Origin of the sequence: Pseudomonas sp. xss_4, from assembly GCF_043104125.1 — a bacterium.
GTDB classification, from domain to species: domain Bacteria; phylum Pseudomonadota; class Gammaproteobacteria; order Pseudomonadales; family Pseudomonadaceae; genus Aquipseudomonas; species Aquipseudomonas parafulva_B.
This window is the reverse complement of sequence record NZ_JBICKJ010000028.1, coordinates 1-18,531: the sequence shown is the minus strand read 5'-3', so window position 1 is coordinate 18,531 and position 18,531 is coordinate 1. Positions and strand designations below refer to the sequence as shown.

Sequence of the window (18,531 nt, the reverse complement as noted above, 5' to 3'; positions counted from 1 at the left end):
TGGGAGTGGCTAGGAGGCGGCCCTTGCATGCACGACGCGGGCATTGAAAGGATACCGCCGTTTCACATGTGCCGAGTAGCACCGCCTGGCTTGTCAGGGGCCTGTCGACGCCAGCGCAGAAGGCATGCGGCGAGCAGCACCCCTGCCAGCAGGAACGACAGGCCGTAGAGCTCGTCGTACCCGAGCAGCGGTTTTTCGATACGAATGTAGCCTTCATGGGCGAGCAATTGCTTGAGCGCCTGGTTGGCTTGCTCCAGGGTCACGCGCTGCAACTGACGCACAGGGCTGGCGAAGCGGCCGTCGGTGTAGTCGTTCAGTGCGCCCCAGTAGTAATCGGCAAGGGCACTGTTGCCCTGGGTTGCCCAACTTTCCTTGGCGATGCTCGCTTGCTTGATGCGGGCAAAGGTGTCCGGGTCCAGGCCCTGCTCGCGCAAGTGATCGAACAAGCGCCGCATGACCTCGATCGCCCTTCCTATATCATCGCGCTCAAGGTCGGCGTTGAGGCTGAGCAGGCCGGTATCACCGAAGCTCTCGCGCTGGACCGAGGGCCCATAGGACAGGCCATTGCGCAGGCGCAGCTGGTCATATACTGCCCAGTCCAGGTAACGGGAGAGCAGATCCAGGGTGGCCTGGTGGTCGTTGTCCAGCACCGGCTCGATGAACAGCCAGTGGAGTTTGGCCGTGTCGCCCAGCCAGCCGTGCATCAGGTCGCGCCGTTGCTTGGCTTCTTGGCTGATCGATTCCAGGTCGCGGCGGTCTTCCGGCTCGGTGGCCGGGAGTTCGCCGAAGGTTCTTTCCAGGTAGGCGGGCAACAGGCGGTCCAGCCCTCCCACCATGATCAGTGTCATGTTGTTGGCCGCGTACCAACGCTCGCGCAGGCCCTGGACCTGTTCGAGGGTCATGTCGTCGAGATTGGAACGCTCGGGGCATTTCAAGCCCAATTCCGTTGCCAATTGCTGCCCGGCGGGGTGACCGATGTCTTGCCGGTCCAGCCAGCGCTGTAGATGCCCGTAGTGGCCACCGTCCTCACGCTCAATGATGCGCTTGGCAGTCGCCAGGGCCTTGGCGTCGATCTGGGTGTCGCGAATGATCGACAGCAACAGGTCGAGTACCTTGCGCTGATTGCGTGCGGGCGCTTCGATCACGAACGTGGTGTCGGCATTGCCCGTGAACGCATTCCATTCGCCACCCAGTGCCTGCAGGCGCTCTTCGAGGCCTCCTTCACCCGTGTCGTCCACCCCACTGAACAGCAAGTGCTCCAACAGGTGCGGCAGTTCTTTCTGGTCACAGCCGAAGTCGTCCAGGCCCACGCCCACGACCAGGCGAATAGACACATGGTCGCGTTCGTAGCCGTCCTTGAGGATGACCTGCAGGCCGTTGGGCAGCAGGTAGCCCTCCACGCGAGCGCGGTCCAGGGCAAAGGAGCAGAGGCTAAACATCAGCAGGCAGATGAACATCAGGCAACGCATGGGCGAGCGGGGGTCCTCAGGTCGGCGACATCACGGCAGAGGGGCTTCGTCCGGCACGCTGTCGAGCATCAGCCCGCCCGTGTCCGAGCCGCCCAGTACCACATAGGCACTGCTGCAGAACAAAGAGTTCAACCGCTTCATGTCGGCGATGAGCTCCAGGTGGATGGAGCTGGTCTCGATGCTCTGTACCACTTTGCGCTGCAGGCGGCTGACATGGGCATGGGCCAGGCGCCGCTCCTGGGCGCGAAAACGACGCTTCTCGCGCAGCAGCAGACGCGCGCTTTCCGGGTCGGCGCTGAGGAATACCGAGAGGCCAAGGCGCAGATTGGCCAGCAATTGCTCTTGCAACCCGGTCAGTTCTTCCAGCCCCATTTGGGAAAAGGCGCGTCGTTGGCTGGTCTTCTGCTGCTGGACTTTGCGCAACATGCGTTCGATCAGGTCGCAGGCCAGCTTGAGGTTGATCGCCAGCTCGATGATCTCAGCCCAGCGACGGTTGTCGTGTTCGCTGAGATCCTCGCGGGTCATCTGCGCCAGGTATAACTTGATGGCGCTGTACAGGCCCTCGGCATCCTCCCCAAGTGCACGCACCTGCTGAGGCAGTGCAGCCTGGGTGCCGCGCAGTGCGCCAAGCATGGCTTCGAGCAAGTTGTCGACGATATCCCCCAGGCGCAACGTCTCCCGGGCAGCATTGGCCAGCGCCAGACTGGGCGTTTCCAAGGCCGAGGCGTCGAGATGGCGCGGGCGTATCTGCCCGTTGTCGCGCTCGCGCTCTGGCAACAGGCTGTTGCACAGCCGTCCCATGGGCTTGACCGTAGGTAGCATGATCAGGCAACGGGCAGTGTTGTAGAGCAAGTGGAAGCCGATGACCAGCTCCTGCGGGCTGAAACTCAGTGTGTCCATCCAGTCCACCAGCGGGTGGAGCACAGGGATGATCAACAGCAGGCCGATCAGCTTGTACAGCAGGCTGCCCAGCGCCACGCGGCGGCCAGCAGCGTTCTGCATGCTGGTGCTGATGAACGCCAGCAGGCCGCTACCAATATTGGCGCCGACCACCAGGCCTATGGCCACGGGCAGGCTGATCACCTCGGCCCCTGCCAGTGTGGCGGTGAGCAGGACGGCGGCCAGGCTCGAATACGACACCATGGCGAACAATGCACCGACCAGGGCATCGAGCAGAATGTCGCCGGTCAGGGAGGCGAAAAGCACCTTTACGCCCTGGGCATGGGTGATGGGGGCAGCTGCCTGGACGATCAGTTCCAGCGCCAGGATGATCAGGCCCAGGCCGATGCCGACGCGGCCAAGTTGGCCAGCACGGGTCTGCTTGCGTGAAAGGAAGAAGATCACCCCCAGGAAAATCAGCAGGGGCGAAAGCCAGGACAAGTCGAAGGTCAGTACACGGGCCATGAGCGCGGTGCCCACGTCAGCCCCTAACATGATGGCCAGCGCCGGGGTCATGGCCATGAGGCCCTGGCCCACGAATGAGGTGACCAGCATTGCGGTTGCGTTGCTGCTCTGCACCATTGCAGTGACGAGAATGCCCGCGATGAAGGCCAGCGGACGTTTGTCCATGTTCTGGCCGATGATGCGTCGCAGGTCCGAACCGAATACCCGCAAAATGCCGGTTCGCACGATGTGCGTGCCCCACACCAGCAAGGTGACTGCCGAAAGCAGGTTGAGTAGGGTCAGCATGACGAGAGCCCCCTGATTGCACCGGCCAAGCTGGCCAGTCGAAAAGACGTTGGCGCAGTGCTGTTTGCACAGGCTTGTTCAAGCTTTAGTTCTAATATGCCGCTGCCGCCAGCTTCGCATGGCTGTCATGATTTTGAAACATCCGGGGCCAGGGCTGGGGGGATGCGCAAAGGGCCCCGCAGGGCCCTTTCTCTCGAGACGTGCAGGATTATTGACCCGGCACATCCTTGCGCAGTTTCACGGCCTCGTGTTCCTTGCCGGCTTTGCGTGCCAACGACGTACGCATGCGGATATTGATGGCTTCGACCGCCAGGGAGAAGGCCATGGCGAAGTAAACGTAGCCTTTAGGGACATGCACATCGAATGCTTCGGCGATCAGCACGGTACCTACCACGATCAGGAACGACAGTGCGAGCATCTTCAACGAAGGGTGCTTGTCGATGAAGTCGGCAATGGTGCCGGCGCACGCCATCATGACCAGCACGGCGACGATGATTGCGGCGATCATCACCGGCACGTGCGACACCATCCCAACAGCGGTAATCACCGAGTCGAGCGAGAAAACAATGTCGATGATCGCGATCTGGATGATGGTGTAGAGGAACTTGCCGCCAGAGCCCTTGGGTTCATCGGCGTTTTCTTCTTCGCCTTCCAGGCCATGGTAGATCTCCTGCGAGCTTTTCCAGAGCAGGAACAGGCCGCCGAAGAACAGGATCAGGTCACGTCCGGATATGCCCTGCCCCAGGACCACGAACAGATCGTCGGTCAGGCGCATTACCCAGGTGATGGACAGCAGCAGCATGATGCGGGTCACCATGGCCAGGGCCAGGCCGAAGATCCGGGTGCGCGGCTGCATGTGCTTGGGCATGCGGCTGACCAGGATCGAGATCATGATGATGTTGTCGATGCCCAGAACGATTTCAAGCGCGGTCAGGGTGAAAAAGGCAACCCAGATTTCCGGGCTGGTCAGCCATTCCATGTGTTTTCCTTTGAGCGGTATAGGCAATGCGCCTGCATCGAGGCGCATTGCGGTGGAGAGAGGTCTGTTATCAGAGACTGCTGAACAGCGGGAAAATGCCCATGATCAGCGCGGCGAACATTATGCACAGGCACACCAGCACTGCCCACTTGAGCGTGAAGCGTTGGTGATCCCCGAATTCGATGCCGGCCAGGGCGACCAGCAGGTAAGTCGAGGGTACCAGCGGGCTCAGCAGGTGTACCGGCTGCCCGACGATGGATGCACGGGCCATTTCGACCGGGCTGATGCCATAGTGGCTTGCCGCTTCGGCCAGCACCGGCAGGACACCGTAGTAGAAGGCGTCGTTGGACATGAAGAAGGTAAACGGCATGCTCACGATCGCCGTGATCACCGCCAGGTACGGGCCCAGGGCTTCGGGAATGACGGCCAGCAGGCTTTTGGACATGGCATCGACCATGCCGGTGCCTGACAGGATGCCGGTGAAGATGCCTGCGGCGAAGATCAGACCGGTGACCGCCAGCACGCTGCCGGCGTGGGCTGCAATACGGTCTTTCTGTTGTTGCAGGCATGGGTAGTTGACGATTATGGCGATGCTGAAGGCGATCATGAACAGCACTGGCAACGGCAGCAGGCCGGCGATGAGGGCTGCCATCAATGCAGCGGTCAGTGCGCCATTGAAGTACAGCAGCTTAGGTCGGCGTGCCTCTGGATATTGCGAGACGCTGATGTCGCTGTGATCGACATCGTCGGTTGGCAGGTGCAGCTCGCCCAAGCGGGCACGTTCGCGTTTGCCGTACAGGTAGGCAATGGCCAGAATTGCCACTACGCCGAACAGCATCGCTGGGATCATGGGCACGAAGATATCGGAAGGGTCCACGTGCAAGGCGCTGGCCGCCCGCGCTGTGGGCCCGCCCCATGGCGTCATGTTCATGACCCCGCCGGCAAGAATGATGAGCCCCGCCATGATGCGCGGGCTCATGCCCAGGCGGCTGTACATGGGCAGCATGGCCGCACAGCAGATCATGTAGGTGGTGGCGCCGTCACCGTCCAGCGATACCACCAGGGCCAGCACGGCGGTACCTACCGACACTTTGAGCGGGTCGCCCTTGACCAGCTTGAGGATCTTTCGCACCGCAGGGTCGAAAAGGCCGGAGTCGATCATCAGGGCAAAGTAGAGAATGGCGAACATCAGCATGACGCCGGTGGGCGCCAGCTTGCTGATGCCCTCGAGCATCATGGGGCCGATCTTGCTGGCGAAACCGCCGAAGATGGCGAACAGAATGGGCACAAGGATCAGCGCGATCAAGGCCGACAGGCGCTTGGTCATGATCAGGTACATGAACGTGACGACCATGGCGAAGCCGAGGAAGGTCAGCATGGCAATACTCCAGGCGAGGCGCGACGAAAAAGAAGACGGTTCGGGCGGGTCAGCGTGCAGGACGCTGCGCGTGGAGTGGGTCGAACAAGACTGAGAGAAGTCGGGCACGGAAAGGCATCGGTATCACCATTGTTGTTGTTGGATGCGCCGGGCGGGGCACGTACCTCGCCCTGGCTGACCGGTCTGTGCCGGCAATGGGGCTATCCTATGCGCGCAAGCTTTCAGCCAGCTTTCGCTCGAACAAGGGTGACAAAAGGTAGGGAAGGCGCGTGAGTGGGCTGTGGTGGCCGCTACAGCTGCAGCCCACCCGCTGCCTTGTGCAATGCGCGAAGATGCTCTCCAATGTGCTTCACGTTGGCTTCGACTGCCGCTATCTGGCTCGCACGGGAAGGCTCCAGTAGCGCCCTCACCTCCTTGTCCAGGTTGGTACTCAAGCGCAGCAGCTGCGCCTGGCGTTCGCTGCTGACCTTTTCCAGGTGAACCCGCTCTGCTTGCTGCGGCAGCCCGTAGCCGGTGGTATCGAGCAGTTCAGCCGGGCGGCTCAGGAAACCGCTGTTGGCGAGCATCTGCTTGAGGGTGGCATCGGCCTTGTCGACGCTGCCATCCTTGAGCGCTGCGGCATTGAGGTAGCGTTGCTTGACCTCGTCCTGGGCCAATAGCAGTTGCCGTCGCAGGCCCGCCTGTTCCAGAAGCAGCAAGGCTGCACTGGTGCGCAGGTCAGCCTGGTCGAACCAGGGCTTGCGTTGTTCGGCGTCCAGGGCCAACCAATCCTCCATCTTGGTCTGCTTCACCGGCAGCTGCTTCTTCAGGACGTCGAACATGGCCTGATAACGGTCGCGGTACGAGTCGAAGCGGTAGCCCAGGCGCAGTGCCTCTCGCGGATCGTCCAGCACGCTGGTGTCAGCCAGCCCACGCCCGTCGAGCACGGCCAGCAGGCCATTGGGCATGATGCTGTCGAGGTCGTTGAGTTTTGGGTTGGCGGTACCGCTGCGCAGCAGCTTCAGCGATTCCACCGCGCAGTTATTGGACAGGAACCAGTAGTTGCCGTCGTAGCTCCAGTGCATCTCGGCGGCCTGGCGGACCAGGTTCTCGATCTCCTCTCGATTGAGCTTGAGCGGCACCGAGGCCAGGCTGCGCAGTTCGGTCTTGGTGTATTCATCGATCACCTGCCCCAGCGGCAGCACGAACAACCGCGAGGGGTAGACGCCGACCAGCCCATCCCAACTGGACAACTGGACGTCGTTGACGAAAGCGCGGTACGAGAGCACCAGGCTTTGATCGAGATCCAGGCGGCAGTCCGGGCCTCGCGGCCGGCCGGGTTTGCAGATGACCAGGCGCAGCATGCTGTGCCCCCAGCGGCTGACCAGGTTCTGGTTGGCCTCGGCCAGCAGGTAATCCACCTCGTACACCCGCTCGGGGTCGACTTCACCCAGGGGTTGGCGCGCGAAGTCGCTACCGGCATTGATGAACGGCAGGCCCTTGGCGCAGGCGTCCTGGGGTGGGCTCCAGCCAAAATGTTGTGTCAGGTACCGATTGAGCGCGGGGCGGCGACAGCCATAGCTAGAGTCGAGAAGGAAGTACTCCATATTGACCGCGACGTATTCCTTCGGGCTGCTCAGCTCGTAGCGGTCGGGGCTGCGCACGAACTGGCCATTATGCTGTTCGCGTTCGCCGCGCCGGCCTACGTACTGGGGCCAGCCGGCGAGGTCCAACAGACGTGGGTCATCGCTGAGCGTGAACCGTCGCCCCGCTTGGCCGCGACACTCTCCGGGCAGGCCGATGTTCCCGACAGTGCCTTGCAGGCGGTTGCATCGAGTGAGCACGGCATGCTGTTGCCCCGGCCATAACCGGGCGCGGTCGTAGATATGAGTGAGCTCGTGCACCACGGTCGCCAACAGTTCGTTGCGCACAGTGCCATGGGGCCGATGCGTCAGCTCAGTTGTCGCGGTACCGTCGGCAAGGCTGGGCAGCAAGCGCCGATTGAGCATCAAGCTGGATACCAGTGATGCCTGGCCGTAGGCGTCAGGCGGCATCTGGTCGCTCCAACTGACGCTGACGGTGCGATCAAGCCGCTGTTTGAACGAGGGTGGCAGGCTGGCCATCGCTTGGTCGAGCAGCGCCTGGCTGGCGCTGACCTGCTGCGGGGTCAGGTCGGCGGTTTGCAGGTCAAGGTGCAAGTCTGCGAGCGCGGGCGTGCCAAGCAGTGTCAGAAGGCAGCCGAACCACCCGGCACGCAGTGACTTCACAGCGCGAGAATAGCTTCGGCCAATACCTGGTCACTGGCATCGCGTGCCTGTGGTACACGCTCGCGCAACGTCGTGAACGCCGCTTCCAGTTGCGCGCCACGGATATCGCCGTTACTGGCTACGAAGCTGGCTGCATCGTCGTGAGCTTCACGTACCACTTTGGAATCGCGAATGGATGTCGTGGTATCTGACGTGAAGTCGATCGAACGGCCAAAGGCGCGCACGATGATGTTGCTGGTGGCCACCAAGGTCTGGGCCTGGGCCAGGTCGGCCAGCAGAAACATGCCGAGAGTAGCGGCAATCAGCGGTTTACGCATGGAGCATCTCCGAAAATACTGGGAGGAAAAGGATACTCATTCGACGAGGATTGCTCGCGCCAGTTCCAGGTCGCTGGCAGAGCGCGCGGGTTTATGCACGCGAATGGCTTCAAGGGCTGCCTCAAGCCGTGCGCCGCGCACACGACCGTCGGTGGCAACGAACACTGCCGCATCGTCGCGCGCTGCGCTTATGAGCTTGCGATCAAAAGGTGCAGTGGTGACCTGGGTCGTGACGTAACCCGAGATCACCAGGCCTTGGGTAGTGGTGTCCAGCGCGTGAGCCGTGGCTATGCCTGCGATCCAGAGCAGGGGTAATAGCAGAAAACGCATGAGCGATCAGCTGGGGGCGGCCTGCTGACTCAGAGAGCCAGGATGGCTTGAGCCAGCTGCTCGTCGCTGGCGTGCAAGGCAGGTGCCTGGGCACGGATGTGAACCAGCGCGCTTTCGAGTTTGGCGCCTCGGATGCTGCCCTGGCTGGCGACGAAGCTGGCGGCGTCGTCGCGGGCTGCTTGCACGATTTTGTTGTCGCGCAAAGATGAAGACGCATCGGAGGTGGCGTTGGTAGAGGCAGCGACGCCTCGTACCACGGTGTCGGTGGTGACGACGAAACTGCTGGCACTGGCTGTACCAGCCAGGCCAAGCATCAGCGCAGCGCCAATGAGGTAATTACGGGTCATGAACGTTAGCTCCTGGTGTAAGGAAATCCAGCTGGGAACGTGGGCAACGGCCCTTGCCTAGGGTATGACAGTCGGTTCTACCAGACAGTTAAGCGAAGCGTATCACGCTGTGCTGTATCAAGATGTTAATGATAGAGCGCCGCTCAACTGTTATGCCTGATAAATAAATTGAAGGAACTGTACCGTTCGTGCGAATTTTCTTTAAAGCAGAAGCAAAAAACCCGTCGCAGGGCCCTGCGACGGGTTTTTGAGATTAACGCTGCCAGTCAGGCTGGCCCAGGCGATTAGCGCCAGAAAGGCTTGCTCAACTCTTCGTAGCGCTGCGATTCGCTGATACCGGCGTCTGCCAGTAGGCGTGCATCCAGGCGAGCCAGTTGACGACGGCTGGCCATACGACGCTGCCAAAGCAGCAGAGTGGAAGCTACGCGCAGGGGGAACGAAGCGTTGGATTGCTTGGCGGTGCTTTCAAAAACCAGACCGGAACTGAGGGTACGTTCCATGATGATCATCCTTCCGCTTATGGCGGCATTAGATAGTGATTTAACTGATGCCAATGATCCTCCCCTCTTGTCCATAACAGTAGATACAGTTGCAGGTAAAGACGGCAAGCCAGTTAACTGTGTAACGCTACTGTTGCACTCGAAAGTGACTTAACTGTACTGGTGCGCACAAATATGGTGCAAGTTTATACAATTTGCTTGGCTCGTTGACAGGCTTGAGTGTAAAAACCAGTACAGTAGTACAGTTCTATAGAGTCTTGCTGGTATCTGTTTCGTTGAGCACGCAAAAAAGGGTCGCTAAGCGACCCTTTGAGGTTTGTGCGTACTTCAGAGCGTGTTACAGGGCAAGCATGCGACCTGTTTCTTCGAGGTTTTCATGCCATGCCAGCGCTTCACGCAAGATGTGCGGCGTGTGCCCGCCCCGCAGGCAAGCGCGCTCGAAGTAGTCGTTCAAGGCCGCGCGATAGTCAGGGTGCACGCAGTTGTCGATGATCGCCCTGGCACGTTCCCGAGGAGCCAGGCCGCGCAAGTCGGCCAGACCTTGCTCGGTGACCAGAATGTCCACGTCATGCTCGGTATGGTCCACATGGCTGACCATAGGGACCACACTCGAGATGGCGCCGCCCTTGGCAATCGACTTGGTCACGAATACGGCCAGGTGTGCATTACGGGCGAAGTCGCCGGAACCCCCAATGCCGTTCATCATTCGGGTGCCGCAGACATGCGTGGAGTTGACGTTGCCATAGAGGTCGAATTCCAGGGCAGTGTTGATACCAATGATGCCAAGGCGCCGAACCACTTCGGGGTGGTTGGAGATTTCCTGCGGGCGCAGCACCAGCTTGTCCTTGTACTTTTCCAGGTTGCCGAACACGTCGGCGTTGCGACGACTGGACAGGGTGATGGAGCTGCCGGAGGCGAAGCGCAGCTTGCCCGCATCGATCAAGTCGAAGGTGGAGTCCTGCAGCACCTCGGAGTACATGGTCAGGTCTTCGAACGGCGAGTCGATGAGCCCGCACATCACGGCGTTGGCAATGCTGCCGATCCCCGCCTGCAAGGGGCCCAACCGGTTGGTCATGCGCCCTGCTTCCACCTCTTTCTTCAGGAAGCTGATCAGGTGGTCGGCAATGCCTTGGGTTTCGTCATCGGGTGGCAGCACCGTCGAGGGCGAATCGGGCTGGTCACTGATGACGATGCCCACGATCTTGGCAGGGTCGATGGCAATGGCGGTACTGCCGATGCGGTCGTCTACCTTAACCAATGGGATGGGCGTACGAGTAGGACGATATGTAGGTATATAGATGTCGTGCAGCCCTTCCAGATTCGGGTTGTGCGACAAATTGATCTCGACGATCACTTTCTTGGCAAAGATCGCAAAGCTTGCCGAGTTGCCAACCGAGGTGGTCGGCACAATATGCCCCTGCTCGGTGATGGCCACCGCTTCGATCACGGCAATGTCGGGCAGCTTCAGTTGCTGGTTGCGCAGTTGCTCGACGGTCTCCGACAGGTGCTGGTCGATGAACATGACCTTGCCATCGTTGATGGCCTTGCGCAGCGTACTGTCCACCTGGAATGGCATGCGGCGGGCCAGTACACCGGCTTCGGTCAGCTGTTTGTCCAGGTCGTTGCCAAGGCTCGCGCCGGTCATCAGGCTGATTTGCAGTGGCGACTGCTTGGCGCGTTCGGCCAGCGCGTGGGGGACGGCCTTGGCTTCACCGGCGCGGGTGAAGCCGCTCATGCCGACGGTCATGCCGTCCTCGATCAGGCCAGCGGCGTCGGCCGCACTCATTACCTTGCTATGCAGGGAGGACAAGCGGATGCGATCACGGTACATGGATTGTTATCTCGGGCTACTAAGCTACTGCAGCGCAGTCTAGTGATTTAGACCGGTGCCGTCCCGCGACCATGGTCGTATTACCCTCGCCGCTACATGGCCGTTGATCCGGATCAATAAATGAAAAAGCCCTGGCCGTTACCGACCAAGGCTTCTCGTTCATAGGGTCAGAACCGAACCTGCCTCACTCCACGGCCTTGACCATGTCTTCGATGACCTTCTTGGCATCGCCGAATACCATCATGGTCTTGTCGAGGTAGAACAGCTCGTTGTCCAGGCCTGCGTAGCCGCTGGCCATGGAGCGCTTGTTGACGATGATGGTCTTGGCTTTGAAGGCTTCGAGAATCGGCATGCCGGCAATGGGTGACTTGGGGTCATTCTTGGCGGCCGGGTTGACCACGTCGTTTGCGCCCAATACCAGGACTACGTCGGCCTGGCCGAACTCGGCATTGATGTCTTCCATCTCGAACACTTGATCGTAGGGTACTTCGGCTTCTGCCAACAGCACGTTCATGTGCCCGGGCATGCGTCCTGCCACCGGGTGAATGGCGTATTTGACGGTGACGCCGTTGTGCGTGAGCTTCTCGGTCAGTTCCTTGAGTGCGTGCTGGGCGCGGGCTACGGCCAGGCCATAGCCGGGAACGATGATCACGCTGTCGGCGTTGCTGAGCAGGAAGGTCGCATCGTCGGCCGAACCGGATTTCACCGGGCGCTGCTCCGTGGACCCTTGGGCAGCGCCAGCTTCGGCATCACCACCAAAGCCGCCCAGGATGACATTGAAGAACGAGCGGTTCATGGCCTTGCACATGATGTAGGACAGAATCGCCCCGGACGAGCCTACCAGCGAACCGGCGATGATCAACATGGAGTTGTTCAGCGAGAAGCCGATCCCTGCCGCCGCCCAGCCCGAGTAGCTGTTGAGCATCGACACCACTACCGGCATGTCCGCCCCGCCGATCGGGATGATGATCAGCACGCCCATGATGAACGCCAGAACCAGCATGAGGGTGAAGGCGCTGTAGTGGCCGGTGAAGGTGAACAGCAGCCCCAGCGCAATGGTAGTCAGGCCGAGAATGAGGTTGAGCTTGTGCTGACCGGCAAACTGTACCGGCGCACCCTGGAACAGGCGGAACTTGTATTTGCCCGACAACTTGCCAAAGGCGATCACCGAGCCCGAGAAAGTAATGGCACCAATGGCTGCCCCCAGGAACAGCTCCAGGCGGTTGCCCGTAGGGATCGGATCGCTGATGGCGGCGACGATGCCCATCGACTGGGGCTCGAGCACCGCGGCAATGGCGATGAATACCGCAGCAAGGCCGATCATGCTGTGCATGAAGGCGACCAGCTCAGGCATCTTGGTCATCTCGACCCGTTTGGCCATCACTGAGCCCGCAGTGCCGCCCACCAACAACCCGACGATCACATAGCCGATACCGGCCGTGGCCAGCTCAGCGCCGAGCTTATAGATGAGGCCGACCGTGGTGAGGATCGCGATACCCATGCCGATCATGCCGAACAGGTTGCCGCGCCGGGATGTAGTGGGATGGGACAGGCCCTTGAGCGCCTGGATGAAACACACCGAAGCGACCAGATACAGAAGCGTTACCAGATTCATGCTCATGCTGACTTCTGCCCCTCGTTCTTGACCTTTTTCTTGAACATTTCAAGCATGCGGCGGGTGACCAGGAACCCGCCAAACACGTTGACTGCAGCCAGGGCCACGGCGAGCGTGCCCATCACCTTTCCGGCAGGTGTGACCGTCAGCGCAGCGGCGAGCATGGCACCAACGATAACGATGGCCGATATTGCGTTGGTGACTGCCATCAGCGGGGTGTGCAAGGCCGGTGTGACGTTCCAGACCACGTGATAACCCACATAAATGGCCAGCACGAAAATGATGAGGTTATAAATGCCATGGGAAATCAGCATGTCTTCCATTTGTCGTGCTCCTCAGCCGTTCTTGCGGACGATTTGACCGTCGCGGCACATCAGGCAGGCCGCGACAATGTCGTCTTCGAGGTTGATGGTCAGGGCGCCGTCCTTGTCGAACAGCAGTTTCATGAAGTCCAGCAGGTTGCGTGCGTAAAGGGCCGAAGCGTCCGCTGCGACCAGGGCTGGCAGGTTCGTTGGGCCCACGATGGTGACACCATGGGCATGTACGACCTCGTCGGCCACGGTCAATGGACAGTTGCCGCCTTGGGCCGCTGCCAGGTCGATGACCACCGAACCTGGTTTCATCTGGGCAACCGTGTCGGCGCTCAACAGGGTAGGCGCCTTGCGGCCCGGGATCAGTGCGGTGGTAATGACGATGTCTGCTTGCCGAGCGCGCTCGTGTACGGCCTGAGCCTGGCGCTGCATCCAGCTTGCCGGCATGGGCCTGGCGTAGCCGCCGACGCCTTGGGCGCAGTCGCGCTCCTCATCGGTCTCGTACGGTACATCGATGAACTTGGCGCCGAGCGATTCGATCTGCTCCTTCACCGCAGGGCGCACGTCCGATGCCTCGATGACGGCGCCAAGACGCTTGGCCGTCGCAATCGCTTGCAGCCCCGCCACCCCTGCCCCCAGGATCAAGACGCGCGCAGCCTTCACCGTGCCGGCGGCTGTCATCAGCATCGGCATGAAGCGCGGATAGTGATGCGCGGCCAGCAATACAGCCTTGTAGCCGGCGATGTTGGCTTGGGACGAAAGCACGTCAAGGCTTTGTGCCCGGGAAGTTCGGGGCGCGGCCTCTAGCGCAAAAGCCGTGAGGCCGCGCGCGGCCATTTTGGCGATAACGTCGTTGTTGAACGGGTTGAGCATGCCGACCAGAAGGCTGCCGCTGCTCATCAGCGCCAGTTCATCATCGGTTGGCGCGACTACCTTGAGCACCAACTGCGCGCCATAGGCTTCAGCCGCCGAGCCTAGGCGGGCACCGACAGCTTCATAGGCGCTGTCCGGAATGCTGGCATTGACCCCAGCGCCTTGCTGGACCGTAACCTGATGACCCTGACCTATCAGTTTCTTGATGGTTTCAGGCGTCGCGGCGACCCTTGTCTCGCCGGCCTGCGTCTCGAGCGGAACACCAATGTGCACGACTATTTCTCCTGCGATGACCTTTTTTATATTTTTGAGGCCAGCGCACTTCGTAGGGTGCGCCGGAGCGGCTAAGGGCCTTACCGCCCAATCCTGGGCGGGCACAGCATTTTGCAGACGAACCGAACGGGCTTCAATAGAATTTGGAGCGAAACCAAACAATAACTACAAGTCACCATGTGACCAGATGTCGCAGCTAATCTGTCACAAGCGCTCAAGCATCTTTATTCGCCAGGTTATGGCGATTTTCAGCGGAAAATCTGAATTTTTCGCGTGTAGGCAGGCGAATGTCGCAAACAGAGTCCTGATTAAAGAACGCGGGAGCACTTTATCACCGTCAGAAGCATTGCAATATGGTTATTTAAATGCGACAGATAATTATATCTGTAGGTGTAAATTATAATTGACTACGGGGTCAGCTTTCTTTGGTGTCCGCGAAGTTCGCCGCCTGCGCCACTAGCCATTCACGAAATGCATCCAGCGTGGTCGATTCGACCTTGCGCTCCGGAATCATCAGATAGTAGGCCCTGTCGCTACGTAGAACATGCCTGTTAGCGACCACCAACCTACCCTCGCCGAGCTCGCGTTGAATCAGAAAGGGTGGAATGAGCGCGACCCCCATTGCGTGCATGGCCGCTTGTGCGAGCATTGAAAAAAGCTCAAGGCGGGGGCCGGTCATGTCGGTTGCTACAGAAATGCCGACGCTACTGAACCACTGGCGCCACGCATAGGGCCGGGTGCTTTGCTGCAGCAGGGGGAGTTGTGCAATGTCGTGAGCCTGGAGGGTTTGCCTGCCACCGAGCAATGCGGGGCTGCAGACAGGGACAGGATTTTCACCCATCAGCCTGTGCGACCGAGTGCCTGACCAATCACCGTCACCAAAGTAGATGGCGGCATCGAAGCTGGTATCGGCAAATAGGAAAGGCCTTGTGCGATTGGTCAGGTTGACCGTGACATCGGGTTGGCGCTGCTGGAAATCCATCAAGCGCGGCAGCAACCATTGAGTGCCGAACGTGGGCACCACTGCAAGCTCGATCACGCTGGCGCCCTGCTGACGCATCACCGACAGCGTATCGCGCTCTACCGCATCGAGTTGCGCCGCCACTTGCCGGCTGTAGGACAGCCCTGCCTCGGTTAGCTTCACGCCCCGGTGTGAGCGGCGGAACAACTCGACGTTCAAAAAGCCCTCAAGGCTGCCGATCTGCCTGCACACAGCGCCTTGGGTCAGCGACAGTTCCTGGGCAGCCTTGGTGAAGCTTTCGTGGCGTGCGGCAGCCTCGAAGCAAACCAGGGCTGTAGTGCTGGGTATCTTCCGACGCATGCCTATCTCTCACTCGTGAATGATTGATTTTTGAGCTTTTACTTATTTATGAGTGAGAAAATAGCACTCCTGGGTGCACAAACGTCGTTTGTCCTCGCCGCAAGCCCGGCCTAGGATCACTGCATATGTCATCCACCGTCTGGGAGAAATGTACTCATGGCCGCCAAAGCAAGCTTCAGCTGGATCGACCCCCTCTTGCTGGATCAACAGCTCACTGAAGAGGAGCGCATGGTTCGAGACAGTGCCTATCAGTTCGCCCAGGACAAGCTGGCTCCGCGTGTGCTTGAAGCGTTCCGTCATGAGAAGACAGATACAGCGATCTTTCGTGAGATGGGTGAAGTGGGGCTGCTGGGCGCCACGATTCCGGAGCAGTACGGTGGGAGCGGTCTGAACTACGTGTGTTACGGGCTCATTGCTCGCGAGGTAGAGCGCATCGACTCGGGGTATCGCTCGATGATGAGCGTGCAGTCGTCGCTGGTGATGGTGCCGATCAATGAATTTGGCTCCGAAGCACAGAAGCAGAAGTACTTGCCCAAGCTGGCCAGTGGCGAGTGGATTGGTTGCTTTGGCCTTACTGAGCCCAACCATGGGTCGGACCCGGGGTCGATGGTCACGCGTGCCCGGAAAGTCGAGGGCGGCTATCGCTTGACCGGTAGCAAGATGTGGATCACCAACAGTCCTATCGCTGATGTGTTCGTGGTATGGGGCAAGGATGATGCAGGTGACATCCGCGGTTTCGTTTTGGAAAAGGGCTGGGAGGGCCTGAGTGCACCGGCCATTCATGGCAAGGTCGGGCTGCGCGCCTCCGTGACGGGTGAGATTGTGATGGACAACGTGTTTGTGCCCGAGGAGAACATGTTCCCTGAGGTGCGCGGGCTCAAGGGGCCTTTTACTTGCCTGAACTCTGCGCGCTACGGGATTTCCTGGGGAGCGCTAGGCGCTGCCGAGGCCTGCTGGCACACAGCGCGGCAGTACACCCTGGACCGGCAGCAGTTTGGCCGGCCGCTGGCGGCCAACCAGCTGATTCAGAAGAAGCTGGCCGACATGCAGACCGAGATCACCTTGGCGCTGCAAGGCTGCTTGCGCTTGGGGCGCATGAAGGATGAGGGCACGGCTGCTGTCGAGATCACGTCGATCATGAAGCGCAACTCATGTGGCAAGGCGCTGGACATCGCCCGCATGGCGCGTGACATGTTGGGCGGTAACGGCATCTCGGACGAATTCGGCGTGGCGCGTCATCTGGTGAACCTTGAGGTAGTGAATACCTACGAAGGCACCCATGACGTGCATGCTCTGATACTGGGGCGTGCGCAGACGGGTATCCAGGCTTTCTATTGATAAGGAGGCGGTCATGGGAGCGCTTTCGCATCTACGCGTGCTGGATCTGTCACGGGTACTGGCGGGGCCATGGGCTGGTCAGATCCTTGCGGACCTGGGTGCCGATGTAATCAAGGTCGAGCGCCCAGGTAAGGGGGATGACACGCGGGCGTGGGGGCCGCCTTATCTCAAGGACAGCGAGGGCGGCAGCACCGGCGAGGCGGCCTATTATCTGGCGGCCAACCGCAACAAGCGTTCGATCACGATCGACTTTACCCAGGCCGATGGCCAGCGACTGATTCGCGAGTTGGCTGCCAAGAGCGATATCGTCATTGAAAACTTCAAGGTAGGTGGCTTGGCGGGCTATGGGTTGGATTATCCCAGCCTGAAGGCTGTCAATCCGAAGCTCATCTACTGTTCGATCACCGGGTTCGGGCAGACAGGTCCCTACGCGCAGCGTGCGGGCTATGACTTCATGATTCAGGGGCTTGGGGGGCTCATGAGCCTGACAGGGCTGCCGGAGGGTGAGGTGGGTGCGGGGCCTGTGAAGGTTGGGGTGGCGCTGACGGACATTCTTACCGGGCTGTATTCGACGGTGGCGATTCTGGCGGCACTGTCTCATCGGGAGCAGCGTGGTGAAGGTCAGCACATCGACATGGCCCTGCTGGATGTCCAGGTGGCGTGCCTGGCCAATCAGGCGATGAATTACCTGACAACGGGCGCGCCGCCGCGGCGACTGGGCAATGCGCATCCGAATATCGTGCCTTATCAGGACTTTCCCACGGCCGATGGCGATTTCATTCTCACCGTGGGCAACGATGGCCAGTTTCGCAAGTTTGCAGAGGTGGCTGGAAATGCTCAGTGGGCGGATGATCCGCGGTTCGCTACTAATAAGGCGCGTGTGGCCAATAGAGGCGAACTAGTGCCTTTGATCCGCCAGGTGACGGTATTCAGAACGACGGCGCAGTGGGTGAGTGATCTGGAAGCAGTAGGTGTGCCGTGCGGGCCCGTCAACGACCTGGCGCAGGTGTTTAGTGATCCCCAGGTAATGGCGCGAGAACTGGCGGTGACCATGGCGCACCCGCTGGCGGGGACAGTGCCCCAGGTCGCTTCGCCGATTCGCTTGTCGCAGACGCCTGTTGAGTACAGGCATGCGCCACCGCTTCTGGGTGAGCATACGGAGAGCGTATTGAAGACGCTGCTAAATGTGCCGGATTCCGAAGTGGAGCGACTGCGGGTGGCCGGGGTGATCTAGCGGGTCATTGCATCTATAGATAAGCGGGGGGCGGCAGCCCCCCGCTTTGCTTTTGATTTATATGAAATTAAAGGTTGACGCGGTTTCGAATCCCCTTATAATGCGCCCCACTTCCAGCGACATCGGAACGCGAAACTCCTTGAGATTCAATGAGTTAGCTAGTTCGGGTGGTGCTGTAAGGGTTGCGATCGAACAGATCGGCAGCGGTTGAGAAGAAGGTTGACAGCGTGTTGAAACGCTGTAGAATTCGCCTCCCGCTACGAGAGATCGAAGCGAGTCAAGTGTTTGAAGTTGAACGAGTTTCTCGAAATAAACTTCAAAATAAACGCTTGACAGGCAATGAGGAAAGCGTAGAATGCGCGCCTCGGTTGAGACGAAGCACTCTCGGCCAAACGCTCTTTAACAAATCGAATCAAGCAATTCGTGTGGGTGCTTGTGAGTACGGACTGATAGTCAGAAAGATTATCAGCATCACAAGTG

16 protein-coding genes are annotated in these 18,531 nt (G+C 59.9%); 2 read left to right on the top strand and 14 right to left on the bottom strand.

Going from position 1 to position 18,531, the window contains the following annotated elements; genetic code table 11:
- Window positions 1–62 precede the first annotated feature (62 nt).
- The 14 genes from ACF8GB_RS06365 to ACF8GB_RS06300 all read right to left on the bottom strand — a co-directional run bounded on the left by ACF8GB_RS06365 (window position 63) and on the right by ACF8GB_RS06300 (window position 15,479).
- On the bottom strand, window positions 63–1,469 hold the full coding sequence (locus ACF8GB_RS06365; protein WP_392526717.1) for a M16 family metallopeptidase: 1,407 nt from the start codon (window positions 1,467–1,469) through the stop codon (window positions 63–65).
- Between the two features lie 30 nt (window positions 1,470–1,499).
- Window positions 1,500–3,158 carry a Na/Pi cotransporter family protein gene (locus ACF8GB_RS06360; protein ID WP_058638700.1) on the bottom strand — a complete coding sequence of 553 codons (1,659 nt, stop codon included), beginning with the start codon at window positions 3,156–3,158 and terminating at the stop codon, window positions 1,500–1,502.
- Window positions 3,159–3,366: 208 nt separating this feature from the next.
- A complete protein-coding gene (locus ACF8GB_RS06355) occupies window positions 3,367–4,137 on the bottom strand; it encodes a TerC family protein (RefSeq protein WP_027913220.1) in 771 nt (256 codons plus the stop codon).
- Between the two features lie 70 nt (window positions 4,138–4,207).
- Window positions 4,208–5,515, bottom strand: coding sequence for a CitMHS family transporter (locus tag ACF8GB_RS06350; protein WP_197843937.1), 1,308 nt, complete (start codon window positions 5,513–5,515; stop codon window positions 4,208–4,210).
- Between the two features lie 290 nt (window positions 5,516–5,805).
- Entirely contained in the window at window positions 5,806–7,752 is a 1,947-nt protein-coding gene (locus ACF8GB_RS06345) for a DUF4105 domain-containing protein (RefSeq protein WP_392526727.1), read from the bottom strand.
- 5 nt (window positions 7,753–7,757) lie between these two features.
- Window positions 7,758–8,078 (bottom strand): DUF2388 domain-containing protein, encoded by a 321-nt coding sequence (locus ACF8GB_RS06340; RefSeq protein WP_058603703.1) that lies wholly within the window; start codon window positions 8,076–8,078, stop codon window positions 7,758–7,760.
- A gap of 36 nt (window positions 8,079–8,114) precedes the next feature.
- Window positions 8,115–8,408 carry a DUF2388 domain-containing protein gene (locus ACF8GB_RS06335; protein WP_058638696.1) on the bottom strand — a complete coding sequence of 98 codons (294 nt, stop codon included), beginning with the start codon at window positions 8,406–8,408 and terminating at the stop codon, window positions 8,115–8,117.
- 29 nt (window positions 8,409–8,437) lie between these two features.
- Window positions 8,438–8,755 (bottom strand): DUF2388 domain-containing protein, encoded by a 318-nt coding sequence (locus ACF8GB_RS06330; protein WP_058638695.1) that lies wholly within the window; start codon window positions 8,753–8,755, stop codon window positions 8,438–8,440.
- 284 nt (window positions 8,756–9,039) lie between these two features.
- Window positions 9,040–9,255, bottom strand: coding sequence for a DUF1127 domain-containing protein (locus ACF8GB_RS06325; RefSeq protein WP_027913215.1), 216 nt, complete (start codon window positions 9,253–9,255; stop codon window positions 9,040–9,042).
- Between the two features lie 337 nt (window positions 9,256–9,592).
- The gene (locus tag ACF8GB_RS06320; RefSeq protein ID WP_058603706.1) at window positions 9,593–11,086 is read right to left on the bottom strand and encodes an acetyl-CoA hydrolase/transferase family protein; all 1,494 of its coding nucleotides are present in this window, start codon (window positions 11,084–11,086) and stop codon (window positions 9,593–9,595) included.
- A gap of 184 nt (window positions 11,087–11,270) precedes the next feature.
- Window positions 11,271–12,707, bottom strand: a complete 1,437-nt coding sequence (locus ACF8GB_RS06315; RefSeq protein WP_027913213.1) for an NAD(P)(+) transhydrogenase (Re/Si-specific) subunit beta — start codon at window positions 12,705–12,707, stop codon at window positions 11,271–11,273.
- Window positions 12,704–13,024 carry an NAD(P) transhydrogenase subunit alpha gene (locus ACF8GB_RS06310; RefSeq protein ID WP_023532697.1) on the bottom strand — a complete coding sequence of 107 codons (321 nt, stop codon included), beginning with the start codon at window positions 13,022–13,024 and terminating at the stop codon, window positions 12,704–12,706. The genes ACF8GB_RS06315 and ACF8GB_RS06310 overlap by 4 nt, the downstream gene beginning before the upstream one ends.
- Window positions 13,025–13,036: 12 nt before the next feature.
- A complete protein-coding gene (locus ACF8GB_RS06305) occupies window positions 13,037–14,158 on the bottom strand; it encodes a Re/Si-specific NAD(P)(+) transhydrogenase subunit alpha (RefSeq protein ID WP_392526715.1) in 1,122 nt (373 codons plus the stop codon).
- A 415-nt stretch (window positions 14,159–14,573) separates the two neighbouring features.
- Window positions 14,574–15,479: a LysR family transcriptional regulator gene (locus tag ACF8GB_RS06300; RefSeq protein WP_078477795.1), complete on the bottom strand. Its 906-nt coding sequence runs from the start codon at window positions 15,477–15,479 to the stop codon at window positions 14,574–14,576.
- Between the two features lie 156 nt (window positions 15,480–15,635).
- On the opposite strand from ACF8GB_RS06300, the gene ACF8GB_RS06295 reads away from it, so the two are divergent.
- A complete protein-coding gene (locus ACF8GB_RS06295; RefSeq protein WP_058603709.1) occupies window positions 15,636–16,817 on the top strand; it encodes an acyl-CoA dehydrogenase in 1,182 nt (393 codons plus the stop codon).
- A gap of 13 nt (window positions 16,818–16,830) precedes the next feature.
- Entirely contained in the window at window positions 16,831–18,051 is a 1,221-nt protein-coding gene (locus tag ACF8GB_RS06290; RefSeq protein ID WP_392526714.1) for a CaiB/BaiF CoA transferase family protein, read from the top strand.
- Window positions 18,052–18,531 lie beyond the last annotated feature (480 nt).

Excerpts from the sequence above, each read along its gene's own strand:
- ACF8GB_RS06325 (WP_027913215.1), bottom strand. The coding sequence starts at position 9,255 with ATGGAACGTACCCTCAGTTCCGGTCTGGTTTTTGAAAGCACCGCCAAG.
- ACF8GB_RS06295 (WP_058603709.1), top strand. The coding sequence starts at position 15,636 with ATGGCCGCCAAAGCAAGCTTCAGCTGGATCGACCCCCTCTTGCTGGAT.
- ACF8GB_RS06290 (WP_392526714.1), top strand. The coding sequence starts at position 16,831 with ATGGGAGCGCTTTCGCATCTACGCGTGCTGGATCTGTCACGGGTACTG.
- ACF8GB_RS06340 (WP_058603703.1), bottom strand. The coding sequence starts at position 8,078 with ATGCGTAAACCGCTGATTGCCGCTACTCTCGGCATGTTTCTGCTGGCC.
- ACF8GB_RS06360 (WP_058638700.1), bottom strand. The coding sequence starts at position 3,158 with ATGCTGACCCTACTCAACCTGCTTTCGGCAGTCACCTTGCTGGTGTGG.
- ACF8GB_RS06330 (WP_058638695.1), bottom strand. The coding sequence starts at position 8,755 with ATGACCCGTAATTACCTCATTGGCGCTGCGCTGATGCTTGGCCTGGCT.
- ACF8GB_RS06355 (WP_027913220.1), bottom strand. The coding sequence starts at position 4,137 with ATGGAATGGCTGACCAGCCCGGAAATCTGGGTTGCCTTTTTCACCCTG.
- ACF8GB_RS06315 (WP_027913213.1), bottom strand. The coding sequence starts at position 12,707 with ATGAGCATGAATCTGGTAACGCTTCTGTATCTGGTCGCTTCGGTGTGT.
- ACF8GB_RS06310 (WP_023532697.1), bottom strand. The coding sequence starts at position 13,024 with ATGGAAGACATGCTGATTTCCCATGGCATTTATAACCTCATCATTTTC.
- ACF8GB_RS06320 (WP_058603706.1), bottom strand. The coding sequence starts at position 11,086 with ATGTACCGTGATCGCATCCGCTTGTCCTCCCTGCATAGCAAGGTAATG.
- ACF8GB_RS06335 (WP_058638696.1), bottom strand. The coding sequence starts at position 8,408 with ATGCGTTTTCTGCTATTACCCCTGCTCTGGATCGCAGGCATAGCCACG.
- ACF8GB_RS06350 (WP_197843937.1), bottom strand. The coding sequence starts at position 5,515 with ATGCTGACCTTCCTCGGCTTCGCCATGGTCGTCACGTTCATGTACCTG.
- ACF8GB_RS06300 (WP_078477795.1), bottom strand. The coding sequence starts at position 15,479 with ATGCGTCGGAAGATACCCAGCACTACAGCCCTGGTTTGCTTCGAGGCT.
- ACF8GB_RS06365 (WP_392526717.1), bottom strand. The coding sequence starts at position 1,469 with ATGCGTTGCCTGATGTTCATCTGCCTGCTGATGTTTAGCCTCTGCTCC.